Genomic DNA, 25,258 nt, shown 5'->3' with positions numbered 1-25,258 from the left:
CGGCCGGGCCCCATTAGCGGGACGAAAGGGGCCGAGCGAGTGAACGCCCTATGGACCGAGGAACCTAGGGGCGCGGGGCTGTATCAATTTGCGGCTCCGCCGCGCGGGCGCGACCAGCCCCCACCGCCCCGCACCCGACTACGCAACGTCCCTCATCACCTGTTCCCGCACCCGCCCACAGCACCGGCTGATCAACCGGGACACATGCATCTGCGAGATCCCCAGCTGCTCAGCGATCCGGGACTGCGTCATGTCCCCGAAGAACCGCATGTAAAGAATCGCCCGCTCCCGCTCGGGCAACGCGGCCAGCCGGGGCTTGACCGCCTCCCGGTCCACCACCGTGTCCAACGCCGGATCCACGTCCCCCAGCGCGTCGCTCAAGGAGTACCCGTCCTCACTCCCGGGCAGCTCCGCGTCCAGTGACAACGCGGTGAAACTCTCCAACGCCTCAAGCCCGACCAGCACGTCCTCCTCGCTCATGCTCGCGTGCGAGGCGATCTCCGCGACGGTGGGCCGACGCCCCGACACGGTCTGCGACAGCTCCTGGTTGGCGAAGCGGACCCGGTTGCGCAGGTCCTGGACCCGCCGGGGCACGTGCAGCGTCCACATGTGATCGCGGAAGTGCCGCTTGATCTCACCGGTGATGGTGGGGACGGCGTAGCTCTCGAACGCGTTGCCGCGCTCGGGGTCGTACCGGTCGACGGCCTTGACTAGGCCGAGCGCGGCGACCTGGCGCAGATCCTCGAAGCTCTCGCCGCGGCTGCGGAAGCGTCCGGCGAGCCGGTCGGCCATGGGCAGCCACGCCTCGACGATCTGTCCGCGCAGGGTGTCGTGCGCGGGGCCGGGAGGCAGGGCGGCGAGCCTGCGGAAGGCTTCCGCGGTGTCGGGGGCGTCGTCGTGCGGGTGGTGCTTCGCGCTCATCCGGTTGGACATGATGCGTCGCAACTCCCTTGATGGTGCTCTGGGTTGGACGGTCACCGTGGGAGCGCGGCCGCGGCCTGCAGGACACGGCCGGGGCGGCCTTGTGACCTCTCCCACGGACGTGCCTCCGGTCCGAAGCACTGGGAATGCGCCTGCCCCCGGCCCCCGGCCGCAAACCGGGGCGAGGTTTTCGGCGGGCGCACACGGTCACTCGTAGGGCGCCCGTATGCCCCGATGTCCGGGAGGTCCCGTCCATGAGCACCAAGGTCTCCGACCACGTCCTGCAACGGCTGCGCGAGTGGGGTGTGGACCATGTCTTCGGCTATCCCGGCGACGGCATCAACGGTCTGCTCGCCGCGTGGGGCCGGGCCGAGAACCAGCCGCGGTTCGTGCAGTCGCGGCACGAGGAGATGTCGGCGTTCCAGGCGGTCGGCTACGCCAAGTTCAGCGGCCGTATCGGAGTGTGCGCGGCCACGTCCGGGCCCGGCGCGATCCATCTCCTCAACGGTCTGTACGACGCGAAGCTGGACCATGTGCCGGTGCTGGCGATCGTCGGCCAGACGCACCGCACCGCGATGGGCGGCTCGTACCAGCAGGAGGTGGATCTGCACACCCTGTTCAAGGACGTCGCCTCGGACTTCGTGGAGACGGTGACGGTCCCCGAGCAGCTGCCGAACGTCCTGGACCGGGCGATCCGCACCGCGTACGCGCGCCGCGCGCCGACGGCGGTCATCATTCCCGGCGATGTCCAGGAACTCGAATACGCCGCCCCCACCCACGAGTTCAAGATGGTGCCGTCCAGTCTGGACCGCAGTACCTGGACGGCGGTGCCGTCCGAGGAGTCGCTGCTGCGGGCGGCCGAGATCCTCAACTCCGGTGACAAGGTGGCCATTCTGATCGGCCAGGGCGCCTCCGGTGCCCGGACCGAGGTGGCGCGGCTCGCCGAACTGCTCGGCGCGGGCGTCGCGAAGGCGCTGCTGGGCAAGGACGCGCTGAGCGACGAACTCCCTTATGTCACCGGGTCGATCGGCCTGCTGGGAACCCGTCCGTCGTACGAGCTGATGCGGGACTGCGACACCCTGCTGACCATCGGATCGTCGTTCCCCTACACGCAGTTCCTGCCGGACTTCGGCAGCGCGCGCGGGGTGCAGATCGACATCGACCCGCACATGGTGGGGATGCGCTACCCGTACGAGGTGAACCTGGTCGGCGACGCGAAGGCGACGCTGGAGCGGCTGATCCCGCTGCTGAACGGGGAGGACCGGGGTCGCGAGTGGTACGACACGGTGTGCGACAACGTACGGCGCTGGCGTGAAGTGACCGAGCGGCGGGCCCTGTTGTCGGCCGATCCGATCAACCCGGAGTACGTGGCGCACGCCCTGGACCCGCTGCTGCCGGGCAACGCGATCATCAGCTCCGACTCCGGCTCGGCCGCCAACTGGTACGCCCGGCACCTGACATTGCGGGACGGCATGCGGTCCTCGCTCTCCGGGACGCTCGCGACGATGGGCTGCGGAGTGCCGTACGCCATCGGCGCGAAGTTCGCGCATCCGGACCGTCCGGCGATCGCGCTGGTCGGGGACGGGGCGATGCAGATGAACGGGCTGGCGGAGCTGGTCACGGCGGCCAAGTACAAGGATCAGTGGGAGGATCCGCGACTGGTCGTCGGCGTGTGGAACAACCACGATCTGAATCAGGTGACGTGGGAGATGCGCGCCATGGAGGGCGCCCCGTCCTTCCTGCCCTCGCAGGAGCTCCCGGACGTGCAGTACGCCGCGTTCGCCCGCTCGCTCGGTCTGACCGGCATCCGGGTGGAGAAGCCCGAGGACGTGGAGGCGGGCTGGCGTGCCGGTCTGGAGGCCGACGGGCCCGCGGTGATCGAGTTCCTCACCGACCCCGCCGTACCGCCCATCCCGCCGCATGCCACCTGGGAGCAGATGGAGGCCACGGCCGAGTCGATCCTCAAGGGCGACGCCGACCGCGGGTCCATGATCAAGCAGGGGTTCAAGGCGAAGATGCAGGAGTTCCTGCCGGGCCGGGAGAAGAAGTAGGCGGGAACGGAGCAGGCGGCAGGGGGGCCGGCTCCTTCCGCTCCTCGGGCAGCAGCAGCTCCTCATAGCGGCCCAGTGCCAGCACCACGCCGAGCATGAGGAGCGGGATGAGCACGGCCAGGACCGCCATGGTGTTTCCCTCCCCGGGATCGCGTGGGGGGCGTTCGGGCGGGTCTCCCCTCAAACGGAAGGCAAACCCCCGTGTCGGGGTCCGGTCCTCGGGTACGCGGAGGCCACTTCCGAAGATCTGGAGGGAGCACCATGCAGCGAGGCAGCGACCGGCTCAGCGTCCACCGGGACGACGAGATGAAGCACGAACTGCAAGGACTGCTGAGGTCCGGGCACCCCACCCGGACCGAGGAGTGGCACGATCCGGAGCCGACCGCCGACGACGACCCGGAGATCGCGGGCGGTCCCGTGGCACCGGGGCGCTCCGGGGCTCCGCTGGAGGCGGTCCGGCTCGAACTGTCCCGGCATCTGAGCCGCAGCGCCTTCCCGGCGAGCGCCCGGCACCTGGCCGGGGCGCTGCGCCGCGCGTACGCGCCGGACACCCTCGTCGAGGCGGTGGAGCGGCTGCCGCACAAGAACCAGTACGGCACGGTCCAGGAACTGGCCGAGGCCGTGACCCGGCCGGGGCCGGAATGAGCCGGGACCAGGCCGCCGAGGTCAGGGCGGTGAGCGGCACCAGCGTCGACGTCGGCGAGGTCACCACCCGGTATCTGCTGTACGGGCTGCTGCCGAGCTGGTTCGTGCCCGGGCTCGCCGACTGGGTGATGCACCGCCGGACCCGTATCGAGGAGACCTCGGGCACCAAGGAGTCGGTGATCCTCCCCCAGAGGGGGTACCCCCAGCTGATGATGGCGGAGGTCGGCGTCCCGATCGCCGCGACCCTGCGCTACGAGGTCAACCCGGCACTGCTCGCCGTGCAGTTGGGCGGCGCGGCCGTGCACGAGGCGACGGCGCTGTGGGATGTGAAGACGGCGGTGGACAGCGGGCGTGAGGTGCGGCCGATCGAGCAGCACATCCACAGTTTCCTGGAGTCGCTGCCGTTCGCCGCGCTGGCCTCCCTGATGTGTCTGCACTCCGACCAGGTGCGGTCCCTGCTGCGCGGGGGCCGCGGCGATCCGCAGGCCTGGCGCCTCGTACCGCGCCGGCGCCCGCTGTCCCCGGGCTATCTGGCCGGCGTCGCGGCCGCGATCGGCACCTGTGTGCTGCTGCCGTACGGCGAGGAACTGCTGCGCTGCCGGCGGGCGGCGCGGCGGGACAAGAAGCGCGCGACCAGCGACGAGGCTCACTGGCGTGCCACGAAAGGACGTTGAGGACTTATGCGTATCGCATTCCTGACCGCCCCCGAGGGCGTCGAGCAGATCGAGCTGACCGAGCCGTGGAAGGCCGCGGTGGAGGCGGGGCACGAGCCGGTGCTCGTGTCGACGAAGCCCGGGAAGATCCAGGCGTTCCGTCATCTCGACAAGGCGGACACGTTCCCCGTGCAGGAGGTGGTGGGCGAGACGACGGCGGACTCGTTCGACGGGCTGGTGCTGCCGGGCGGGGTCGCGAACCCGGACAGCCTGCGGACGGACGACCAGGCCGTCGCGTTCGTGCGGGACTTCTTCGAGCAGGGCCGGCCGGTGGCCGCGATCTGCCACGCGCCGTGGACGCTGGTCGAGGCGGACGTCGTCCGGGGCCGGGTGCTGACCTCCTGGCCGAGTCTGGCGACCGACATCCGCAACGCGGGCGGCACCTGGGTCGACGAGCGGGTGAACGTCTGCGACCACGGCTCCAACAAGCTGGTCACCAGCCGCAAGCCGGACGACCTGAAGGCGTTCGACGAGGCGTTCCTGGACGTGTTCGCGAAGGAGGCCGCCTGATGGACGCCGCGCGGAACACTCCCCGTGACCGCAAGCAGGAGCAGCGCGAGACCTTCCGCGCGGACGACCCCGCGGCGGGCCCGCTCACCACCGACCAGGGCGTGGCGGTCGACCACACCGACGACTCCCTCGCCGCCGGTGAACGCGGGCCGACGCTGATGGAGGACTTCCACTTCCGGGAGAAGCTCACCCGCTTCGACCACGAGCGCATCCCCGAGCGGGTGGTGCACGCGCGGGGCGCGGGCGCGTACGGCTACTTCGAACCGTACGAGTCCTGCGCGGAGTTCACCCGCGCCGCCTTCCTCCAGGACCCCGCGGTACGGACCCCCGTCTTCGTCCGGTTCTCCACCGTGCAGGGGCCGAAGGGCTCGGCGGACACCGTGCGGGACGTGCGTGGCTTCGCCACCAAGTTCTATACGTCGGAGGGCAATTACGACCTGGTCGGGAACAACTTCCCGGTCTTCTTCATCCAGGACGGCATCAAGTTCCCCGACTTCGTGCACGCGGTGAAGCCGGAACCGCACAACGACATCCCCACCGGCGCCTCCGCCCACGACACCCTGTGGGACTTCGTGTCCCTCCAGCCCGAGACCCTGCACGCCATCATGTGGCTGATGTCGGACCGGGCGATCCCCCGCAGCTACCGCATGATGCAGGGCTTCGGCGTGCACACCTTCCGGTTCGTGAACGCCGAAGGACGCGGCACGTTCGTGAAGTTCCACTGGAAGCCGCGGCTCGGCGTGCACTCGCTGGTGTGGGACGAGGCGCAGGAGTGCCAGGGCCGCGACCCGGACTTCAACCGGCGTGATCTGTGGGACGCGATCGAGGCCGGGGAGTACCCGGAGTGGGAGCTGGGCGTCCAACTGGTGCCGGAGGAGGACGAGTTCGCCTTCGACTTCGATCTGCTCGACGCCACGAAGCTCATCCCGGAGGAGCAGGTGCCGGTGCGGCCCATCGGCCGGATGGTCCTGGACCGCAACCCGGAGAATTTCTTCGCCGAGACCGAGCAGGTCGCCTTCCACACCGCCAATGTCGTCCCCGGCATCGACTTCACCAACGATCCGCTGCTCCAGGCCCGCAACTTCTCCTACCTGGACACCCAGTTGATCCGCCTGGGCGGCCCCAACTTCGCCCAGCTGCCGGTGAACCGGCCGGTGGCGCCGGTGCGGACCAACCAGCGCGACGGGTACGGCCAGAGCACGATCCACAGCGGCACGAACTACTTCCCGAACTCCCTGGGCGGCGGCTGCCCGGCCCACGCGGGCGCCGACGGCCACGCGTACACGCACTACGCCGAACGTGTCGACGGCGCCAAGATCCGGCGCCGCAGCCCGAGTTTCCAGGACCACTACAGCCAGCCGGCGCTCTTCTGGAAGAGCATGACCGACTGGGAGCGGCAGCACATCGTCGACGCGTTCCGGTTCGAGCTGGGCAAGGTCGGGGCGCTGACGATACGGTCCCGCACGGTCGAGCAACTGGCGCATGTGGACGGCGAGTTGGCGAGCCTGGTGGCCGGCGGCATCGGGGTTCCGGAACCGGCCGGGGCCGACGAGGAGGCACCGGACAAGCTGCTGTCCCCGGCGCTGAGTCTGGAGTCGCTGCGCGGCGACGGCTCGATCCGCACCCGGCAGATCGCGGTCCTGGTCACGGACGGCGTGGACGCCGAACAGGTCACGTCGGTTCGGGAGGCGCTGGCGGCCGAGGGCGCGATCGTGGAGGCGCTGGCGGCGACGGACGGCACGGTGTCGGGCGCGGACGGTGAACGGTATACGGTCGACCGCGCACTGCCGACCGTGGCCTCGGTGCTGTACGACGCGGTCCTGATCCCGGGCGGCCCCACCGGCACCCCGCCCCTCACCGTCGACCAGGACGCGATGCGCTTCGTCCGCGACACCTACCGGCACGGCAAGCCGGTGGGCGCCCTCGGCTCCGGCGTGGGCGTGCTCTCGGCCCTGGAACCGGAGGGGGTGCGGGTCTCCACGGAGTTCCACCGCGTGGTCACCGACCAGGGCGTGGTGACGGACACCTCGCCGGGAACGGCGAGCGCGGAGTTCGTACGGGCGTTCGTAGACGCGATCGCGGCACACCGCCACTGGGGTCGGCCGCCGACCCGCTGCTAGCGGGCCGGAGCCGAGGTGTCAGACGCGGGGAGTCGCCGACTCCCCGCGTCCGCGTTCGCGGGCGCCCTCGCGGGTGCGGCCGGAGGCGACCAGGCGCTGCGGGTTGCGGCGCAGATACTCGCCCTCCAGCTCGGCCATCCGGCCGTTGTGGGCGCGCAGCGCGTCGTTGGAGGCGTAGAGCAACGTGTCGTGGCGCGTGCGGTGGATGTTCTCCAGCTCTTTCATGAGCTGCTGGTCGTCCAGCCTGCTGGGGTCGACTCCGGTCATGGCGGATTCCCACTCGTCGTGTTCGTTCATGGGCTTCGGGTACCCGCCCGGTGAGCACTACCCCCGAGCGGCAACCGGGAGAGAACCATGGATCTCGCCTTTCTCCACCCACTGTACGAACATCCGGGCCCCTGGGCCTCCGTGTACGTCGACACCTCCCGGCACACGGAGGCGACGCCCCATGAGCGGGAGCTGACGGCCACGGCGATGGCCCGGGAGCTGGCCTCGCAGGGCGCCGACGAGGAGACGTGCCGGGCCGTCCGGCAGGCGCTGGACGAGCTGCGGCACTCCCCCGAGCCGCACGGCCGCGCCCTGTTCGCCCGGGCCGGAGAGGTGGTGCTGGATCCGCCGCTCACCCGTTCCCCGGACGGTGACCGGGCCCACTGGGCGCCTCTGCCGCACACCGCGCCGCTGCTGGAGCTGGCCGGGGAGGACCCGGTCTGTGTGGTGGCCTACATCGACCGCAAGGGCGCCGCCTTCGAGCTGCGGACCGGGCTCGGCCGGGAGGACGCCGGGTCGGTGACCGGGCGTACCTGGCCCCTGCACCGTACGAGCACGGCGGACTGGTCCGAGCGGCACTTCCAGCTGAAGGTGGAGAACACCTGGGAGCACAACGCGGCCGAGATCGCCGACGCGCTCACCGTCTGCCAGGAGGAGACCCAGGCCGACCTGCTGGTCCTCGTCGGGGACGACCGGGAACGGCGGGCCGTGCGCGAGCGGCTGCCCGAAAGGCTGCACTCCCTGGTGGCCGAGGCGCCGCACGGCAACGGCAGCAGGCTCCTCGACGAGGACGTGGAACGCGCCCGCCGCGAGCATGTGCGGCAGCGGGCGGAACGGGAACTGGAGCGCTTCCTCGCGGCCCGCGCGCCGGACGCCGACGGGCGCGCCGGGGCCGTGGAGGGCGTCCCCGCGCTGGTCGAGGCCGCGCGCGAGCACCGCATCGACGAACTCCTGCTCCGCCCGGACGGCCCCGACGCCCACCGCGAGGTGTGGATCGGCGAGGACCCGGACCAGATCGCCGTCCGCCGCACCGAGCTGACGGCCCTCGGCGAACAGAACTCCTGGTCGGCCCGGGCGGACGACGCGCTGATCCGCTCGGCGGTCGCGACAGGAGCGGCGGCCCTGTCGGTGACACCGACCGAGCAGGAGGGACCGGTGGGAGGCCTGGGCGCACTGCTGCGCTGGGCCTGACCCCCACCCCGGCCATCGGACACCGACCACTCGCCGCCGGCTACCGCGCCCGCTCCACCCGCCGCTCGTCCCACACCGGCTCCGCCGTCTCCCTGACCCGGCCGTCGCTGCCGAAGACCAGGTAGCGGTCGAAGGTGCGGGCGAACCAGCGGTCGTGGGTGACGGAGAGGACAGTGCCGTCGAAGGCCTCCAGGCCCTCCTGGAGGGCCTCGGCGGACTCCAGGTCGAGGTTGTCCGTGGGCTCGTCGAGGAGGAGGGCCGTGACCCCCTCCAGTTCCAGGAGCAGGATCTGGAAGCGGGCCTGCTGGCCGCCGGAGAGCCGGTCGAAGGTCTGCTCGGCCTGCTGGGTGAGCTCGTAGCGGCGCAGCCGGGACATCGCCGCGCCCCGGTCCTGGGAGTGTTCCGTCCACAGGATGTCCAGGAGCGTGCGGCCCATCAGCTCGGGGTGGGCGTGGGTCTGGGCGAAGTGCCCGGGGACGACCCGCGCGCCCAGCTTCCACTGACCCGTGTGCGCGACGGTGTCCCCCGCGAGCAGCCGCAGGAAGTGCGACTTGCCGGAGCCGTTGGAGCCGAGGACGGCGACGCGCTCGCCGTAGAAGACCTCCAGGTCGAAGGGCTTCATCAGACCGGTCAGCTCAAGTCCCTCGCAGGTGACGGCCCTTACGCCGGTACGGCCGCCCTTGAGCCGCATCTTGATGTCCTGCTCGCGCGGCGGCTCGGGCGGCGGGCCCGCCTCCTCGAACTTCCGCAGCCTGGTCTGGGCGGCCTGGTAGCGGGAGCTCAACTCATGGCTGATGGAGGCCGCCTGACGGAGGTTCAGGACGAGCTTCTTCAGCTGGGCGTGCTTCTCGTCCCAGCGCCTGCGCAACTCCTCGAAGCGCGCGAAGCGTTCACGCCGGGCCTCGTGGTACGTGGCGAAGCCGCCGCCGTGCACCCAGGCGTCCGCACCCGTCGGCGAGGGCTCCACGGACACGATCTTCTCGGCGGCGCGGGCGAGGAGTTCACGGTCGTGGGAGACGAAGAGAACCGTCTTGCGGGTCTCCTTCAGCCGCTCCTCCAGCCATCGCTTGCCGGGCACGTCGAGGTAGTTGTCCGGCTCGTCGAGCAGCAGCACCTCGTCGTGGCCGCGGAACAGCGCCTCCAGCACGAGCCGCTTCTGCTCCCCGCCGGAGAGGGTCCGCACCTCCCGGAACTGCGCCCTGTCGTACGGCACCCCCAGCGCGGCCGTGGTGCACATGTCCCACAGCGTCTCGGCCTCGTACCCGCGTACCTCGGCCCAGTCGGCGAGGGCCTGCGCGTACGTCAGCTGGGCCGCCTCGTCGTCGACGGTCATGATGAGGTGCTCGGCCTTGTCGACGGCCCGCGCGGCCTCCCGGATCCGGGGCTGCGCGACCGACACCAGCAGATCCCGTACGGTCGTCTCGTCCCGCACGGAGCCCACGAACTGGCGCATCACCCCGAGCCCGCCGGTGACGGTGACGGTTCCGCCGTGCGGTTTCAGCTCGCCGGAGATCAGCCGCAGCAGGGTCGTCTTGCCGGCGCCGTTGGGGCCGACGAGGGCCACCGCGGCCCCTTCGCCGACGCGGAAGGACACATCGCCGAGCAGCGCCCTCCCGTCGGGGAGGTAGTACTCGAGGTGTGCCGCTTCCAGATGTCCCATGAGGCCGCATTGTGCGGGGCGGACGGCGGGCCGGGCAAACCCATATTGACGCGCCCGCTCGCCCCGCCTACCCCTGCTCGACCTCGCCCAGGGGCCGTCCCGCGGGCCCGCTCTCCGCTCCGCGCCCCGTGGACTCCACCGCCGCCCCGGCCCAGGACAGCGCCTTCCAGCCGTCGTCCGGGGAGCCCTCCAGGATCACCACGCCGGTGTTGTCGAGCGGGCGGGCCGCGGCGAAGGCGACCTCGACGTTGTCGGCGCGGGCCGCGGTCCACATGCGGATCGCGGCGCCGTGGCTGACCAGGGCGACCGTGCCGGCCCCGGTGCCGGCGGCCTCGGCGACCACGGAGTCGTAGCGGGCGAGCGCCTCGGCGCCGCTCTCGCCGCCGGGCATGCGCCGGGCGGTGTCACCGGCGGACCAGGCGAAGATCGTCTCCATGTAGAGGCGGCCCGCCTCCGAGTGGCCGTCCAGCATCTCCAGGTCCCCGGCCGACACCTCGCGGATGCCGTCCCGGACGACGATGTCGAGGCCGCGGGCGGCGGCCAGCGGGGCGGCGGTGAGCTGGGTGCGGATCAGCGTGGAGGCGTACAGGGCCTCGATGTCCTCGTCCGCGAGGGCCTCGGGCAGGGCCGCCGCCTGCTGCTCGCCGAGCGCGGTCAGACCGGGCCCGGGGATCGCGGTGTCCAGCAGGAAGTCGACGTTGGACGGCGTCTGGCCGTGCCGGACGAGGAGCAGTCGCATGCGGTGAGCCTCCTGCGCGGTGACCGCCCCCGGACAAGAAACGGCCACTTCAGGGTACCCGCCACCACATGACCCCTGATGTGGACCTCACCGCCCCCAAGCCCGGTCGGCACGCCGTCCGTGACGCGCTGCTGGCCCTGGACTGCCGATTGTTCGAGTTCGCCGCCGAGCGGAACTGGCCGGCCGCCGAGCCCGTGCTGCCGCGGCTGAGCCGGAGCGCGAACCACGGTGTGCTGTGGTTCGCCACGGCCGCCGCGATGACGGCGAGCCGCACCCCGCGGGCCCGCCGCGCCGCCGCCCGCGGTCTCGCCTCGCTGACCCTGGCCTCGCTGACGATCAACACCCTCGGCAAACGGTCCGTACGCCGTCCCCGGCCCGTCCTGGATCCGGTGCCGCTGGTGCGCCAGCTGAAACGCCAGCCCATCACCACGTCGTTCCCGTCCGGTCACTCCGCGTCGGCGGCCGCGTTCGCCGCCGGGGTCGCCCTGGAGTCCCCGGGGTGGGGCGCGGCGGTGGCGCCGGTCGCGTGGTCGGTGGCGCTGTCCCGCGTCTACACCGGGGTGCACTTCCCCAGCGACGTGCTGGCCGGCGCCGCGCTGGGGGTGGGTGCCGCGTTCGCCGTACGGGGCATGGTGCCGACGCGTGCCCAGATCAGGCCGCCCGCCCGGCCCCGGGCCGAGGTTCCCGCGCTGCCCGACGGCGAGGGGCTGATCATGGTGGCGAACAGCGCCGCGGGCAGCGTGGAGCGGGTGCGGGCCCTTCAGGACGCGCTGCCGGGCTGCGAGGTCGTGGAGTGCGAACCGTCCGCGATTCAGGACGAGTTGGAGAAGGCGGCGGCCCGGGCCCGGGTGCTCGGGGTGTGCGGCGGCGACGGCACGGTGAACGCGGCCGCGGAGGTCGCCCTGCGCCACGGTCTGCCGCTCGCGGTGCTGCCGGGCGGCACGCTCAACCACTTCGCCTACGACCTGGGCGTGGAGGACGTCCGCGATCTGGCGCGGGCGGTCCGGGGCGGCGAGGCGGTACGGGTGGACGCGGGCCGTTTCACCTGCGACGGCACCCAGGGCACCGAGGGCATCTTCCTCAACACGTGCAGTCTGGGCGTCTATCCGGAGCTGGTGCGCGAGCGGGACCGCTGGTCGCGGCGGATCGGCGGCTGGCCGGCCGGGGTACTCGCGGCGCTGCGTGTGCTGCGCGCCGACCGGCATCCCCTGGAGGCCGAATTCCGGGGCCGGGCAAGGCCGTTGTGGCTGCTCTTCGTCGGCAACGGCACCTACCACCGGGTGGGTCTGACACCGGGCCGCCGCCACGATCTCGCCGACGGCCGGCTCGACGTACGGGTCGTGCACGGCGGGCGGCGGCCCGCGGTACGGCTGCTGGCGGCGGCCCTCGCCGGTCCGCTGACCCTCCCCCAGAGGGGGCACCCCCACCCCGCGCATGCCGCCGTCCAGGTGAGCCGGTTGCGGCTGACCGGCGTGGCCCCGGGCTCGCTGCTCGCGTACGACGGTGAAGTCACCCGGGTGACGGGCGAGGTGACGCTGGAGAAGCTTCCCGAGGCGCTCACGGTGTACCGACCGCTGCCCGGGAACTGATCACCCGTCAGTCCATATGGCAAAACGCGGGTCTCATCATTCGACATGCGGGCGTACGCTTCCGATCACCGACAGGACGTCGAACAGGGGAGTTCAGCCATGTCGAAGCCGGAGCGGAAACCGCAGTCGAAACCGCAGCCGAAGCCGCAGGAGACCGCCGTCTACACGCACGGCCACCACGAGTCGGTGCTGCGCTCGCACACCTGGCGCACCGCCGCCAACTCGGCCGCCTATCTGCTCGGTTCGCTGAAGCCCCACATGAAGATCCTGGACATCGGCTGCGGCCCGGGCACCATCACCGCCGACCTGGCGGAACTGGTCCCCGACGGTCATGTCACCGGCGTCGACCACGCGCCGGGCATCCTGGAGCAGGCCCGCGCCACGGCGGCCGGACGCGGGCTGGCCAACGTCGACTTCGCGGTCGCGGACGTGCACGCGCTGGAGTACGAGGACGACACGTTCTGCGTGGTCCACGCCCACCAGGTGCTCCAGCACGTGGGCGACCCGGTGCGGGCGCTGCGCGAGATGGTGCGGGTGACCAAACCGGACGGATTCATCGCCGTCCGCGACTCGGACTACGCCGCCATGACCTGGTACCCCGCGTCCCAGGGGATGGACGACTGGCTGGACCTGTACCGCCGGGTGGCCCGCGCCAACGGCGGTGAGCCCGACGCCGGGCGCCGGCTGAAGTCCTGGGCGCTGGCGGCGGGTCTGACGGACATCACCGCCACCTCCGGCACCTGGACCTACTCCACCGCCGAGGAGCGGGCGTGGTGGAGCGGTCTGTGGGCCGACCGCACGGTGGCCTCGACGTACGCGGAGCGGGCCACGGAGGGCGGGCACGCCACGCCGGAGCAGCTGGCGGCGGTGTCGGAGGCCTGGCGGGAGTGGGGCCGGCAGGAGGACGGCTGGTTCGCGGTACTGCACGGAGAAATCCTGTGCAGGAAGAGTGCCTGAATCTCCGAATTCGGGAAACCCGGATTCCAGGAGGTTCACATTATGGTTGCCATTCTGCTGGTGCTGCTTCTGGCGTTGCTTCTCTTCGGTGCCGGATTCGCGGTGAAGATTCTCTGGTGGATTGCACTCGCCGTTCTGGTGCTGTGGCTGCTGGGATTCCTGATGCGCGGTACGACCGCGGCCGGAGGACGGGGACGCTGGTACAGGTGGTGATTTTCCCCGGCGTCATTCACTCCCGGGGAAGCAGCGGTCCGAGCGGCCCGAGGTCCAGATTCAGGTCCTCGGGCCGCAGGCCGTACCGCTCGCGCAGTTCGGTCATGCGGTCGTCGAGCAGCATCAGGGTGAGCCCGATCCGCTCCTCCTGCTCCTCGGTGAGGCCGCCCGCGTCGAAGCGGCGCAGCGCCTGCCGTTCCATCAGCTGGCGCAGCAGCTCCACCACGGTCAGGACGAGTTTGACCAGGTCGCGCTCGACGGTGTCGGGCTCCAGGTCGAGCCGGTTGCGGGCGTGCGTCACGAGGAATCCCCCCAGGGCGACGGGACATTGGCGTTCACGGAGCTGATCAGGGCGTTGAGATCGACGCGGACGAGATCGACGTCCGCGATGCGCAGGGTGATGTCGCCGGTGATGACGACCCCGCCGGCGAGCAGCCGGTCGAGCAGGTCCACCAGGGCGATCTCTCGGCGTTCGACGACGGTCACGGCTTCTCCCCCGCGAAGGAATAGGCGGCCCATGGGCCGGTGAGTTCGACGCGCATTCCGGGGGCTTCGCCCTTCGTCCGGTCGACGAGTTCCACGAATTCCTCGGATTCGGAGCGCGGCACCAGATAGGCGGCGTTGAGCACATTCCGGCCCGCCGCGCCGGAGAGTGTCGCATTCTGCGGGGCGTGCAGCCGGGAATCCTCGGCGACGGCGGACAGCGTTTCGTGCAGCCGGCTCGCGAATGCCTCGGCCCGCTGCCACAGATCCTCGTTCGCCCGCACCCGCGAACTGCGCTGCCGCAGATAGTCCCGCCCGGAGGCGGCCTTCCCCGCCGCCGGGCCGCTGTCCGTGCCGCTGTCCGTGCCGTCCGCGGGCTCCGTCTCGACGTACACCTTCACACCCCACTCGACCCGCCCGGCCAGCCGGTCCAGGGTCCGGCAGAAGTCGGCCTCACGGGCCTCCAGCATGGTCCGTACGCCGCTGTCGTCCCGGAAGACGGTCGCGAGCCGGAGCGGCAGCGGGGTCGTGACGACGGTGAGGGCGTCGATCACGCCCTGGTGGGCGCGGGCCGTCGCGGTCAGCCAGTCCAGGTCCTCCAGATGCGCCCGGAGCGGCTCTTCGGCGAAGACCCGCTCCGGCACATGGCTCACCACGGCCACGAGGCCGTGGTGGACCAGCAGTCTGGGCGGATCACCCGCGACGCCCGTCAGCTGGGACTGCAAGGGCGCCTTGAAGGGCCGGCAGACGGCGTACACGTAACGCAGTCCGGTCATCACGTCTCCTTCTCGGCCCTGCCGGGCTCCAGTCGGGCGATCCGCTCACGCAACTCCGCGTTCTCCCTGGCGAGTTCGTCACGACGGGCCCGGGTGGAGAGCGCCGGGTCGTCCTCCCACCAGTCGATGCCCATCTCCTTCGCCTTGTCGACGGACGCGACGATGAGCCGCAGTTTCACGGTGAGGAGTTCGATGTCGAGCAGGTTGATCCGGATGTCGCCGGCGATGATCACGCCCTTGTCGAGGACGCGCTCCAGGATGTCGGCGAGATTGGCGCTGCCGTCGCCCCGGCCGTAGGGCTCGGGCAGCCGTCCGGGCGTCGTCATCGACGGCTCCCGCGCTCGGCGTACTCGTACTCCTCGTCGTCGGCGCCTTCCTCCTCGTCCTCGTCCTCGTCCTCGTATTCGCCCTCGGGCTCCTGCTCCTCGTCGTCGGCGGAGTCCTCGTCGTACTCCTCGTCCTTCTCCTCCTCCTCGGCGTACGGGCCCTCCTCCTCAGCTTGCTCTTCCTCGCCCTCGTACGCCTCCTCTTCGTCACCGGCTTCCTGCGCGGCCTCTTCCTCGGCGAGCGCGTCCTCGTGGCTGCGGACGACCTCGCCGTCGCGGATCTCGCCGCGCCAGCCGTCATCGGCGGCGCCCTTGAGGGTGATGTGGCGGACGTAGTTCTTGAGGTCGAGGCGGGCCCGGCGGCCCTGGGCGCGCCAGATGTTGCCGGTCTTCTCGAACAGGCCCTTCGGGTAGTACTCGATGACCAGCAGGACGCGGGTGAGGCTGTCGGCGAGGCGGTGGAAGGAGACGACACCCTTCGTGGTGCCCTTGGCACCCTCCGAGGTCCAGGCGATGCGGTCGTCGGGGACCTGCTCGGTGGTGTGCGCCTTCCAGCTGCGGTTGGACCAGAAGACCTTCATCTGCCAGTCGGAGCTGGTGTCGTCGGCGCGGCTCGCGTTCTTGACGCCCTTGGCGAAGCCGGCGAAGTCCTGGAACTGGGTCCACTGGTCGTAGGCGGTGCGCAGGGGGACGCCGACATCGACGTACTCCATGATCACGGTCGGTTTCCGGCCCGCTCCGCCCTTGCGTTTGCCCTTGCCGCCGCCGAGGTTCTTGAGGGCGCCGAGCACGTTCTCCTTGGCGTGGGAGGCGCCGAGTTCCAGGGCGGAGCGCAGCGGTCCCTTGCCCTCGGCGAGCTTGCGGCCGCCGTCCAGGGCGAGTTTGGCGAAGCCGGGGCTCTTGCCGTCGGCGATGTCGTTCAGCTTGACGGTGGTCTCGCCGAGCCTGCGGCCGGCGCCGATCAGCAGGCGCTGGGCCTGGGCGGCGAGGTACTCCCGCAGCTCGGCCTTGAGCCGGTCGGCGGCGGCGCTCTGGGCGACCGAGCCGAGCGGGTTGGCCTTGGCGGCACCCCCCGCTGCCGAGGTCGCGGATCCGAGGGTGTCGGTCATCGTCCCTCGCCTCCCTTCGGCACCCGGGAGCGGGCGCCGCGGGCGGCGGTGCGGGCCGCGGCGGTCTTCTGGCCGGTCGCCTTCTTGGCCGTGGCCGTCTTCTTGGCAGCGGCCTTCTTCGCCGGAGCCTTCTTCGCCGGAGCCTTCTCCGCGGTCTTCCTGGCCGCCTTCTTCGCGGGCGGGGCCTTCTTCGCCGGGGGCTTCTTCTCTGCCGCCTTCCGGCGCGGTTCGGGCTCCTCCTCCCGTTCCTCCGACTCCTCCTCGGCCCCTTCGTCGTACGCGTCCTCGGGCTCTTCCTCGTCCTCGAATCCCAGGTCCGGCGCGTCCGGCAGCACGCCCGCGATCCGGTCGCGCACCTCGGCGGTACGGCCGTGCAGACGGTCGGCGATCGCGTCGATCTGCCGTTCCACCAGGGCGCCGGAGGCCGCCGTCCCGACGCCGCGCAGGTCCTCGCGCAGCTGGTCCCCGATCTCCTTGAACTGCGGGTTGTCCCGCAGCTGTCCGGAGACCAGGTCCGCGAGCGCCCGCGGGCTCAGGTGCATCCGCTTGCCGGCGACCAACGTGCCGACGGCGAAGGCCAGTTTCATCTTCTTGGTACGCCCGAGGACGTATCCGGCCCCTATGGCGAGGCCCAGTCCCACTCGGTTCATTCTCAAGTCCAGTCGTCGGTTCCGGCCCGCGACTGCGAGCCGATCTCCAGCCGGTCGAGGAGTTCGTCCTCCCGGCGGTCGAACTCCTCCTCGTCGATCTCTCCCGCCTCCAACTGCTCTGACAGCCGCGCGAGTTCGGCCCGCACGGTGGCGGGGTCGTAGTAGATGCGCTCCGCCTCGCGCAGCACCTGTCCGATGACCCACGCGCTGCCGCGCACGGGGGCGAACGGCAGCAGCAGGACCTCTCCGATCAGGCCCACGTGGTCACTCCCCTCACTCCCCCGAGCTCTCGGCGCCGGCCGTGCTGCCCGCGGGCTCGGCGGGGCCGGGCTCGACGAAGCTGTAGGGCGGCAGCGGGCCGTTGACCCGCAGTTCGAGGTGCGGATGGGACTTGCGGACCTGTTCCACCGAGGCCAGGAAGGACTCGGCGGCGTCGCGGTCCACCAGGAAGGACACGTTGGCGAGCCAGCCGGTGGACTCGGGTCCGGCGCTGACGGCCGCGGCGACGGCCTCCAGGTCGCGTTGCACCTCGGTGGCGTCCTCGGCCTCGCGCGCCTTCACGGCGGCGACGACCATCTCGCCGAGCCGCAGCTTCTCCTCGTAACTGCCGCCGCCCGCCTGCCGGTTGGCCTCGGTGAGGGCGCGCAGTTCGGGGTTCTCGGCCATCACGCGGTGCAGTACGGCCTCTTCGTCGTGGGTGGCCTTGACGTTGTACTCGACCTTGCCGTCCAGAGCGCCGAGGCGTTCCTTGTAGTGGTCGGCGCGTTCGCCGAGGACGCCGACGACGGTGTCGTCGTCGGGTGCGACGCTGCCGAAGCGCATGGGCAGCACACAGCCGCCGGAGCCGGCCTCGGCGAGCACGTTCTGGTGGGCGAGCAGGTCCTTGCGCTTGGGCCGCAGTCCCTCGGGCGCGTCGCTGACGACGGCCGCGAGGTCACCCTCCCTGAGGACGCGCACCGGGCGCGGCGGATCGCCGACACCGCCCATGCCCTCGGGCAGTTTGACGCGGGAGCCGTCCGTGATGCCGTACACGTACGTGCTCACTCCTGCTCCTCCTTCCGGCGCGCGGCCGCGGTCTTACGCGCACGGGGCCGCTGCTGTTCGCTCTCGCCCTCCTCGCGGGCCTGCTTGAAGGCGTCGGAGAGGGTCTGCGCGGCGCCGGACAGCGCCCCCTTGGACTTGCCGCGGGCGCCGGACTCGGTGATCTCGCCGACGAGGTCGGGCAGTCCGGGGCTGCGGTGCGGGCCGGCCTCCAGGTCGAGGCGGTTGCAGGCCTCGGCGAAGCGCAGATAGGTGTCGACGCTGGCCACGACGACCCGGACGTCGATCTTGAGGATCTCGATGCCGACCAGGGAGACCCGTACGAACGCGTCGATGACGAGACCCCGGTCGAGGACCAGTTCCAGGACGTCGTAGAGGCCGCTGGTGCCGCCTCCGCCGCCGCTCTGTTGTGCCGGGACAACGGTCATGCCGACCGTGCCTCCTTGTCTGTGGGTGGGTTCGGTGTGCCGGGAACGGAAAGGCGGCCTACCGGCCGCCGGGCCTGTGTGAGTCGGCGCGCCCGCGTTCGTAACGGCGAACGCGCCGGTAGCCGGTGAGCTCGCCCGCGGGGTCGAGGTCGACCTGATAGCTCGCCATCAGGCTCATCGTGTCCGGGACCCGGACGAGTTCGAGGACCTCGACCTCCAACGACCAGCCGTCCTCGGTCTGTTCGAAGGAGGACACCGACTCGGCGGCCATGCCGGTGAGCTCCGCGAGCTGGGTGCGTGCGTGGCGCAGCACCTGCATGGGGCTCGGCCGGTCTTCCGCCGTTTCGTTTTCCGTTCCCTTGGGGGATTCCTGTGAATTCTGCGGTTCTGATGTGTTTTTTGTGTTCGACATGGCCACCTCGGACTCCGGGTGGCCACAGGTCCGTTGGCCAAACCTTCGAGTCGTGGGGTGGGTCAGCCGCGCAGCGCGTTGAGCCTGCGCCGGGCGGGGCCGAGGGCGCGTCCGTTGCTCATCACGCCGGCCCAGGGGTTGGTGCGGGCCTGCTCGACGGCGTCCTCAACGGTCCAGCGGCGGGCGTCGAGGTCAGGGTCGTCGAGCTGGGTCCAGGAGAGGGGGGTGGCGACGGGGGCGCCCGGCTTGGCGCGGACGCTGTAGGGGACGACGGCGGTCTGGGCGTAGGCGTTGCGCTGGACGTCGAGGTAGAGCCGGTCGCCGCGGTCCTTCTTGCGGGCGGCGGTGGTGAACTTCGCGGGGTGGGCGGCGGCCAGGGCGTCGGCGACGTCCTTGGCGAACTCCCGTACCTCGTCGAAGTCGTGATGTCCGTCGACGGGCACCACCACGTGCAGTCCGCGCGAACCGGTGGTCATCAGCGCGCTGGGCAGCCTGAGTTCGTCGAGCAGCTCGGCCAGCAGCCAGGCCGCCTCGTGCACGGGCGCGAAGTCGGAGCCGGAGGGGTCGAGGTCGAAGACCATCCGGTCGGGCCGTTCGACACGTCCGACGCGGGAGAGCCAGCGGTGCAGGGTGAGACAGGCCTGGTCGGCGAGGAAGACGAGGGTGGCGGTGTCGTCGCACACCGTGTGGCAGACCGTGCCGCCCTCCTTGGTCACCTCGACGCGGTCGATCCAGTCCGGGTAGCCGTCCGGGGTGTTCTTCTGCATGAACTTCGGTCCGCCGACACCGTCCGGGTGCCGCTCCAGCATCAGGGGGCGGCCGCGCAGATGGGGCAGCATGTAGGGGGCGACGGCCCGGTAGTAGTCGACCAGGTCGGACTTGGTGTACTCCTTGGTGCGCCCCTCGCCGGGGAACAGGACCTTCCCCGGCCGGTGCACCTCGACGGTACGGCGTCCGGCGCGCACGGCCAGGGTGTCGGCGGCCCTGCTCACCGTACGATCGCCTCTTCCACCAGCAGGCGGGCGGCGGCCGCGATCGACTCGGCGTCGATGCCGGCGGCGTGCAGCTGTTCGTCGGGGGACGCGGAGCCGGGCATCGTGCGGACGGCGAGGCGGACCAGGCGGGGCATGGGGCGGCCGTCGAGGAACGCGTCGAGGACGGCGTCGCCGAGGCCGCCCTCCTCGTGGTGGTCCTCTACGGTCATCAGGCAGCCGGTCTCCTCGGCGGCGCGGCGCAGGGTGAGCCGGTCGACGGGCTTGACGGAGTAGAGGTCGAGGACGCGGACGGCGATGTCCCGCTCCCGCAGCGCGTCGGCGGCGGCGAGCGCCTCGTGCACGGTGACGCCCGCGGCCACGACGGTCAGCCGGTCGCGGTCGGAGGAGCGCAGCACCTTGGAGCCGCCGACGGGGAACTCCTCGTCGGGCCCGTAGATCACCGGGCTCTTGCCGCGCGAGGTACGCAGATAGCGGATGCCGTCGAGGCCCGCCATGGTGGCGACGAGGTGGGCGGTCTGGTGGGCGTCGCACGGGTACAGCACGGTCGAGCCGTGCACCGCCCGCAGCATCGCCAGATCCTCCAGGCCCATCTGGGAGGGCCCGTCCTGCCCGATGGCGACGCCCGCGTGCGAGCCGACCAGGTTGATGCCGGCGCCGCTGACCGAGGCCATGCGAATGAAGTCGTACGCGCGTGTGAGGAACGCGGCGAAGGTGGAGGCGTACGGCACGAAGCCGCGCGCGGCGAGTCCGACGGCCGCGGCGACCATCTGCTGCTCGGCGATGTAGCACTCGAAATAGCGCTCGGGGTGTTCCTTGGCGAAGAACTCCGCGCGCGTGGAGTCGCCGACCTCGCCGTCGAGGGCGACGACATCACCGCGGGCAGTGCCGAGGGCGGCGAGGGCCTGTCCGTAGGCGTCCCGGGTGGCGACCTCGTCTCCCTCGCTCCACCTGGGCAGTTCGAGGTGTCCGGTGCGTACGGCGTGCAGCATGCGGGCGGCGGGCGGCTCGCTCACCCGCACCCGGAGGTCGCGGGGGCCGCCGAGTTCGGCGATCGCCTCGTCGGCGTCGGGCAGCGGCTTGCCGTGCAGTCCCTCACGGTCCTGGACGGCCTCGACGCCCTTGCCCTTGAGGGTGTGGGCGAGGATCGCGGTCGGCTGCCCGCTGGTGGAGAGCGCCTCTCCGTACGCGCGGTCGATCGCGTCCACGTCATGCCCGTCCACCTCGACGGTGTGCCAGCCGAAGGCCTGGAAGCGGCGGGCGTAGGCGTCCAGGTCGTGGCCGTGCCGGGTCGGCCCGCGCTGGCCGAGCCGGTTGACGTCGACGATCGCGGTGAGGTTGTCGAGATGCTCGTACGCCGCGTGCTCGGCGGCCTCCCACACCGAGCCCTCGGCGAGCTCGCTGTCCCCGCACAGCACCCACACCCGGTATCCGGTGCGCTCAAGACGCTTCCCGGCGAGCGCGATCCCCACGCCGACGGGCAGTCCCTGTCCGAGCGAGCCGGTGGCCGTCTCGACCCAGGGCAGCCGGCGGGGAGTCGGGTGCCCTTCGAGCCGGCTGGTGAGCTTACGGAAGGTGAGCAGCTCGGCGTCGTCGATCGCGCCGACCGCCTTGTAGGAGGCGTAGAGGAGGGGCGAGGCATGGCCCTTGGACAGCACGAAGCGGTCGTTGCCGGGGTGGGCGGGGCGGTCGAAGTCGTAGCGGAAGTGGCGGGCGAGGAGTACGGCCATCAGGTCGGCGGCGGACATGGAGGAGGTCGGGTGCCCCGACCCCGCCGCGTCCGCGGCACGGACGCTGTCCACGCGCAACTGCTGTCCGAGGTCGGCGAGTTCGGCGGTGTTCATGAGTCTCCCTCCGCAGGGGTGTCGTCGGGGGCGGGGCGCTTCACGGGACCGGGGGCGGTGGTGTCCGGGGCCGGGCCGGGGGATTCGGCGGGCTCGCCCCCGGGTTGGCTCTCCGGCCGCCCCGGCACCCGCGCCAGCTCCGGCGAGGCCGTGTCCAACGGCACCGACCACGACCGTACGAGCCCCAACTGCACGGCCTGGCGCGGCAGTACGGTGTCGAGGAACCAGTCGGCCGCCACCCGGAGCCGGTTGCCCGGCATCGCCGCGAGGTGGTAGCCGCGTGTCACCAGGCCGGCCAGCGGTCCGGGCAGCGGCACGCCCAGCGGGTTGGCCGCGGCCTTGGCGCCGCCGAGGTCGACGACGAAGCCCAAGTCCCGGTGCCGGTAAGGACGTCGGCGTCCGATGCCCAGCGACGCGGCGACATTGCGTGCCGCGATCTCACCGTGCCGCCAGGCGTGCTGTGCCGTCATCGGGGTGAGGGAGCCGGGGTTGTTCAGGTCGGGCGCGGCGGCGGCGTCCCCGCAGGCGAACACCTCGTCCCGGCCCGGTACTTGGAGGTACGGGTCGACGACGAGCCGCCCCCGCTCCAGGGGCTGTCCGACGCCCTCCACGAACGGATCCGGCCGGACCCCGACGCACCACACGACCGTGCGTGTCTCGACGAACTCCCCGTCGGACAGCAGGACTCCGTCGTGCGTGGCCTCCTTGACGGAGGTCCCCATGCGGACGTCGACGCCCCGCTGCCGCAGGACGCGGTCGGCGGTGCGGGAGAGCCGTTCGTCCATCTCGGGCAGGACGCGCGGCGCGATGTCGAGGAGCAGCCAGCGTGGCCGCATGCCCTGCCGCAGGGGGTGCTTGCGCACCTGCGCGTCGGTGTAGAGCTGCCCGTGCGCGGCGACCTCGGTGCCGGTGTAGCCCGCGCCGACCACGACGAACGTGCAGCGCGCGGCGCAGTCCTTCGCGTCGCCGCCGGCGAGTTCCATCTGCCGGGTGACGTGGTCCCGCAGATACAGCGCCTCGGGCAGCCCCCGGAAGCCGTGCGCGTGCTCGGCGACCCCGGGGATCGGCAGGAGTTTGTTGACGCTGCCGACGGCGATCACCAGCCGGTCGTAGGAGAGCGTCCCGGTGCCGCCCTCGGGGTCCGCGTAGTGCACGGTGCGGCCGTCGAGGTCGATGCCGTCGGCCTCGCCGAGCACCAGGCGTACGTGGGGCAGGGTGTCGGCGAGGGACACGGTGACCCGGCGGGGTTCCAGGATGCCGGCGGCGACCTGGGGCAGCAGGGGCAGATACAGGAAGTAGTCGGTCGGGTTGAGCAGGGTGATGTCGGCCTGGTGCCGGGTGAGCCGGGACAGCGTGCGGGCCGTCCGGTACCCGGCGAATCCGGCGCCGACGATCACGATGCGGGGTCGACTCACGGTGCGCCTCCGGGGCTGTCGCGTACCTCGGGAGCCTTCCGCGTAACCCCGGCCGGGGCGCCCAAACGTGCGCCGGTTTCCGCCGACGCCACCGGGTACCCGGAGCGGGTCCCCCCGACGGAACCACCGGAGGCCCCCATGCCCGAGTACGGCTACTTCCTGTCCTGCGAGGAGTTCGGCCCCGCGGACCTCGTCGAGCAGGCGAGGATGGCCGAGCAGGCCGGATTCCGTTCGCTGTGGATCTCCGACCACTTCCACCCGTGGAACGGCGCCCAGGGCCAGAGCCCGTTCGTCTGGTCGGTGCTCGGCGCGCTGTCGGAGGCGGTGTCGCTGCCCGTGGAGACGGCGGTGACCTGTCCGACGGTCCGTACGCATCCGGCGGTGGTGGCGCAGGCCGCGGCGACCACGGCGGTGATGACGGAGGGCCGCTTCCGGCTGGGGGTGGGCAGCGGCGAGGCCCTCAACGAGCACATCCTGGGCCATGTGTGGCCGCCCGCGCACATCCGCCTGGAGATGCTGGAGGAGGCCATCCAGATCATGCGCCGGCTCTTCACCGGCGAGGAGGTCAACCACCACGGCACGCACTACCAGGTCGAGAACGCCCGCCTCTACACCGTCCCCGACGAGCCCGTCCCCATCGACATCTCCGGCTTCGGCCCGGCGGCGACCTCGCTCGCGGCCCGGGTCGGCGACGGCTACATCACGATGACGCCGGACGAGTCGATGGTGGCCCAGTTCCGCAAGGGCGGCGGGGGCGCGAAGCTGGTGAGCGGCGGCACGAAGGTCTGCTGGGGCACGGACCGCGAGGAGGCGGTACGGACCGTGCACCGGCTGTGGGGCAACCAGTTCCTGCCGGGCGAGATGGCCCAGATCCTGCCCTCGCCGCGTCACTTCGAGCAGCTCCAGCCGCTGGTCACCGAGGAGACCGTGCGCGAGAAGGCGGTGTGCGGGGACGACGTCGACGAGCATGTCGCGGCCCTGTCCGCGTTCGCCGACGCCGGCTTCGACCGGGTCTACGTCAACCAGATCGGCCCCGACCAGCGCGGCTTCTTCGACTTCTACCGTACGAAGGTGCTGCCGCAGCTCCAGCAGGACTGACGATGAAGCTCCATCTCCCCGCGGTGTCGGTCTACACGGTGCCGACCGACGCCCCCGAGGCCGACGGCACCCTCGCCTGGGACTCCACGACGATGGTGGTCACCGAGGTGACCGCGGGCGGCGCGACCGGCACCGGCTGGACGTACGGCCCGAAGGCGGTCGGCGACTTCCTGCGCGCCCACCTGGCCCCGCTGGTCGAGGGCCGCGACGCGCTGGACATCCCCGCCGTGCACGAGACGATGTGCCGCTCGGTGCGCAACGCCGGCCGCCAGGGCATCGCCGCGTGTGCCATCTCCGCCCTCGACATCGCCCTGTGGGACCTCAAGGCCCGCCTCCTGGAGGTCCCCCTGTCCGCCCTCCTCGGCACGGCCCGCCGCCGGGTGCCGGTCTACGGCAGCGGCGGCTTCACGACGTACGACGACACCCACATGGCGGCCCAGCTGGGCGGCTGGGTGCACGGGCAGCAGATCCCGCGCGTGAAGATCAAGATCGGCGAGAGCTGGGGGCGGGCGGTCCCCCGCGACCTCGCCCGGGTCCGCGCGGCCCGTCAAGTCATCGGTTCCCGGGCCGAGTTGTACGTCGACGCGAACGGCGCGTACACCCGCAAGCAGGCGGTGCGGGTCGGCGGGGTCCTCGCGGAGCTGGGCGTGGGCTGGTTCGAGGAACCGGTGTCCTCGGACGATCTGACGGGGCTGCGCCTGGTCCGGGACGCGCTGGTGTGCGATGTGACGGCCGGCGAATACGGCTACGACCTCCCGTACTTCGCCCGCATGATCGCCGCGGGCGCGGTCGACTGCCTCCAGGTGGACGCCACCCGCTGCGGCGGTCTGACGGAGTTCCTCCGCGCGGCGGCCCTGGCCCAGGCCCACGGCCTGGAGGTCTCGACGCACTGCGCCCCGCACGCCCACGCCGCCGCGGCCGCCTCCATCCCCAACCTCCGCCACATGGAGTGGTTCCACGACCACGTCCGCATCGAGTCGATGCTGTTCGACGGGGCGCTGGATCCGACGGGGGGGTGCGGTGCGGCCGGTGACCGGCGTGGGCCACGGGCTGACGCTACGGGCGGAGGAGGCAAGGGAGTTCAGGGTCGGTTAGGGCCTGCCCGGCG

27 protein-coding genes and 1 pseudogene are annotated in these 25,258 nt (G+C 71.7%); 11 read left to right on the top strand and 17 right to left on the bottom strand.

Going from position 1 to position 25,258, the window contains the following annotated elements; genetic code table 11:
- Positions 1-138: 138 nt before the first annotated feature.
- Positions 139-933 carry an RNA polymerase sigma factor SigF gene (locus ABZ928_RS03750; RefSeq protein WP_361514828.1) on the bottom strand — a complete coding sequence of 265 codons (795 nt, stop codon included), beginning with the start codon at positions 931-933 and terminating at the stop codon, positions 139-141.
- 242 nt (positions 934-1,175) lie between these two features.
- Between ABZ928_RS03750 and ABZ928_RS03745 the strand changes: the two genes are divergently transcribed.
- From ABZ928_RS03745 to ABZ928_RS03725, 5 genes are all read left to right on the top strand, one after another.
- Positions 1,176-2,972, top strand: coding sequence for a thiamine pyrophosphate-requiring protein (locus ABZ928_RS03745; protein ID WP_361514827.1), 1,797 nt, complete (start codon positions 1,176-1,178; stop codon positions 2,970-2,972).
- 261 nt (positions 2,973-3,233) lie between these two features.
- Positions 3,234-3,617 (top strand): DUF2795 domain-containing protein, encoded by a 384-nt coding sequence (locus tag ABZ928_RS03740; protein ID WP_361514826.1) that lies wholly within the window; start codon positions 3,234-3,236, stop codon positions 3,615-3,617.
- Positions 3,614-4,291, top strand: a complete 678-nt coding sequence (locus ABZ928_RS03735) for a diguanylate cyclase (protein WP_361514825.1) — start codon at positions 3,614-3,616, stop codon at positions 4,289-4,291. The genes ABZ928_RS03740 and ABZ928_RS03735 overlap by 4 nt, the downstream gene beginning before the upstream one ends.
- 6 nt (positions 4,292-4,297) lie before the next feature.
- A complete protein-coding gene (locus tag ABZ928_RS03730; RefSeq protein ID WP_361514824.1) occupies positions 4,298-4,840 on the top strand; it encodes a type 1 glutamine amidotransferase domain-containing protein in 543 nt (180 codons plus the stop codon).
- Complete coding sequence (locus tag ABZ928_RS03725) at positions 4,840-6,960, top strand: catalase (RefSeq protein ID WP_361514823.1); 2,121 nt, start codon at positions 4,840-4,842, stop codon at positions 6,958-6,960. Before ABZ928_RS03730 ends, ABZ928_RS03725 begins: the two co-directional genes overlap by 1 nt.
- Positions 6,961-6,978: 18 nt before the next feature.
- Here ABZ928_RS03725 and ABZ928_RS03720 read toward each other — a convergent pair whose 3' ends face one another.
- The gene (locus ABZ928_RS03720) at positions 6,979-7,257 is read right to left on the bottom strand and encodes a DUF6158 family protein (RefSeq protein ID WP_361514822.1); all 279 of its coding nucleotides are present in this window, start codon (positions 7,255-7,257) and stop codon (positions 6,979-6,981) included.
- Between the two features lie 57 nt (positions 7,258-7,314).
- Here ABZ928_RS03720 and ABZ928_RS03715 point away from each other — a divergent pair, with 57 nt between their 5' ends.
- Positions 7,315-8,418: a Vms1/Ankzf1 family peptidyl-tRNA hydrolase gene (locus tag ABZ928_RS03715; protein WP_361514821.1), complete on the top strand. Its 1,104-nt coding sequence runs from the start codon at positions 7,315-7,317 to the stop codon at positions 8,416-8,418.
- 40 nt (positions 8,419-8,458) lie between these two features.
- On the opposite strand, the gene ABZ928_RS03710 is transcribed toward ABZ928_RS03715, so the two are convergent.
- Together ABZ928_RS03710 and ABZ928_RS03705 are read right to left on the bottom strand one after the other, a co-directional pair.
- Positions 8,459-10,078 carry an ATP-binding cassette domain-containing protein gene (locus tag ABZ928_RS03710; protein ID WP_361514820.1) on the bottom strand — a complete coding sequence of 540 codons (1,620 nt, stop codon included), beginning with the start codon at positions 10,076-10,078 and terminating at the stop codon, positions 8,459-8,461.
- Between the two features lie 67 nt (positions 10,079-10,145).
- Entirely contained in the window at positions 10,146-10,817 is a 672-nt protein-coding gene (locus tag ABZ928_RS03705) for a histidine phosphatase family protein (RefSeq protein WP_361514819.1), read from the bottom strand.
- A gap of 68 nt (positions 10,818-10,885) precedes the next feature.
- Here ABZ928_RS03705 and ABZ928_RS03700 point away from each other — a divergent pair, with 68 nt between their 5' ends.
- The 3 genes from ABZ928_RS03700 (at position 10,886) to ABZ928_RS03690 (ending at position 13,576) form a co-directional block, all read left to right on the top strand.
- The gene (locus ABZ928_RS03700) at positions 10,886-12,406 is read left to right on the top strand and encodes a phosphatase PAP2 family protein (protein WP_361514818.1); all 1,521 of its coding nucleotides are present in this window, start codon (positions 10,886-10,888) and stop codon (positions 12,404-12,406) included.
- Positions 12,407-12,505: 99 nt separating this feature from the next.
- Positions 12,506-13,363 carry a class I SAM-dependent methyltransferase gene (locus tag ABZ928_RS03695; protein WP_361514817.1) on the top strand — a complete coding sequence of 286 codons (858 nt, stop codon included), beginning with the start codon at positions 12,506-12,508 and terminating at the stop codon, positions 13,361-13,363.
- A 42-nt stretch (positions 13,364-13,405) separates the two neighbouring features.
- On the top strand, positions 13,406-13,576 hold the full coding sequence (locus ABZ928_RS03690) for a hydrophobic protein (RefSeq protein ID WP_361514816.1): 171 nt from the start codon (positions 13,406-13,408) through the stop codon (positions 13,574-13,576).
- A gap of 16 nt (positions 13,577-13,592) precedes the next feature.
- On the opposite strand, the gene ABZ928_RS03685 is transcribed toward ABZ928_RS03690, so the two are convergent.
- The 13 genes from ABZ928_RS03685 to ABZ928_RS03625 form a co-directional block, all read right to left on the bottom strand.
- Positions 13,593-13,877, bottom strand: a complete 285-nt coding sequence (locus tag ABZ928_RS03685) for a gas vesicle protein K (RefSeq protein WP_361514815.1) — start codon at positions 13,875-13,877, stop codon at positions 13,593-13,595.
- A complete protein-coding gene (locus tag ABZ928_RS03680) occupies positions 13,874-14,062 on the bottom strand; it encodes a gas vesicle protein (RefSeq protein WP_361514814.1) in 189 nt (62 codons plus the stop codon). The genes ABZ928_RS03685 and ABZ928_RS03680 overlap by 4 nt, the downstream gene beginning before the upstream one ends.
- On the bottom strand, positions 14,059-14,835 hold the full coding sequence (locus ABZ928_RS03675) for a GvpL/GvpF family gas vesicle protein (protein WP_361514813.1): 777 nt from the start codon (positions 14,833-14,835) through the stop codon (positions 14,059-14,061). Before ABZ928_RS03675 ends, ABZ928_RS03680 begins: the two co-directional genes overlap by 4 nt.
- Positions 14,835-15,161, bottom strand: coding sequence for a gas vesicle protein GvpJ (gene gvpJ, locus ABZ928_RS03670; RefSeq protein ID WP_361514812.1), 327 nt, complete (start codon positions 15,159-15,161; stop codon positions 14,835-14,837). Before gvpJ ends, ABZ928_RS03675 begins: the two co-directional genes overlap by 1 nt.
- A complete protein-coding gene (locus ABZ928_RS03665) occupies positions 15,158-16,270 on the bottom strand; it encodes an SRPBCC family protein (RefSeq protein ID WP_361514811.1) in 1,113 nt (370 codons plus the stop codon). The genes gvpJ and ABZ928_RS03665 overlap by 4 nt, the downstream gene beginning before the upstream one ends.
- Positions 16,267-16,920 (bottom strand): DNA primase, encoded by a 654-nt coding sequence (locus ABZ928_RS03660; protein WP_361514810.1) that lies wholly within the window; start codon positions 16,918-16,920, stop codon positions 16,267-16,269. Before ABZ928_RS03660 ends, ABZ928_RS03665 begins: the two co-directional genes overlap by 4 nt.
- A 2-nt stretch (positions 16,921-16,922) precedes the next feature.
- Positions 16,923-17,180 carry a gas vesicle protein GvpG gene (locus ABZ928_RS03655; RefSeq protein WP_361514809.1) on the bottom strand — a complete coding sequence of 86 codons (258 nt, stop codon included), beginning with the start codon at positions 17,178-17,180 and terminating at the stop codon, positions 16,923-16,925.
- 13 nt (positions 17,181-17,193) lie between these two features.
- A complete protein-coding gene (locus tag ABZ928_RS03650) occupies positions 17,194-17,964 on the bottom strand; it encodes a GvpL/GvpF family gas vesicle protein (RefSeq protein WP_361514808.1) in 771 nt (256 codons plus the stop codon).
- Positions 17,961-18,389, bottom strand: a complete 429-nt coding sequence (locus tag ABZ928_RS03645) for a gas vesicle structural protein GvpA (protein ID WP_361514807.1) — start codon at positions 18,387-18,389, stop codon at positions 17,961-17,963. The genes ABZ928_RS03650 and ABZ928_RS03645 overlap by 4 nt, the downstream gene beginning before the upstream one ends.
- Before the next feature lie 58 nt (positions 18,390-18,447).
- Positions 18,448-18,801, bottom strand: a complete 354-nt coding sequence (locus tag ABZ928_RS03640) for a gas vesicle protein (protein WP_361514930.1) — start codon at positions 18,799-18,801, stop codon at positions 18,448-18,450.
- A 62-nt stretch (positions 18,802-18,863) separates the two neighbouring features.
- The gene (ligD, locus tag ABZ928_RS03635; protein WP_361514929.1) at positions 18,864-19,766 is read right to left on the bottom strand and encodes a non-homologous end-joining DNA ligase; all 903 of its coding nucleotides are present in this window, start codon (positions 19,764-19,766) and stop codon (positions 18,864-18,866) included.
- A 23-nt stretch (positions 19,767-19,789) separates the two neighbouring features.
- The gene (locus tag ABZ928_RS03630; RefSeq protein ID WP_361514806.1) at positions 19,790-21,637 is read right to left on the bottom strand and encodes a transketolase; all 1,848 of its coding nucleotides are present in this window, start codon (positions 21,635-21,637) and stop codon (positions 19,790-19,792) included.
- A complete protein-coding gene (locus ABZ928_RS03625; protein WP_361514805.1) occupies positions 21,634-23,052 on the bottom strand; it encodes an NAD(P)/FAD-dependent oxidoreductase in 1,419 nt (472 codons plus the stop codon). The genes ABZ928_RS03630 and ABZ928_RS03625 overlap by 4 nt, the downstream gene beginning before the upstream one ends.
- 138 nt (positions 23,053-23,190) lie before the next feature.
- On the opposite strand from ABZ928_RS03625, the gene ABZ928_RS03620 reads away from it, so the two are divergent.
- Complete coding sequence (locus tag ABZ928_RS03620) at positions 23,191-24,150, top strand: TIGR03557 family F420-dependent LLM class oxidoreductase (RefSeq protein WP_361514804.1); 960 nt, start codon at positions 23,191-23,193, stop codon at positions 24,148-24,150.
- 2 nt (positions 24,151-24,152) lie between these two features.
- A pseudogene (locus ABZ928_RS03615) lies at positions 24,153-25,245 on the top strand (enolase C-terminal domain-like protein).
- Positions 25,246-25,258: the final 13 nt, after the last annotated feature.

It is taken from the genome of Streptomyces sp. NPDC046909 (assembly GCF_040644695.1).
Lineage (GTDB): Bacteria > Actinomycetota > Actinomycetes > Streptomycetales > Streptomycetaceae > Streptomyces.
Note: the sequence above shows the minus strand (reverse complement) of the source record. Positions and strands in the feature narration are given on the sequence as shown.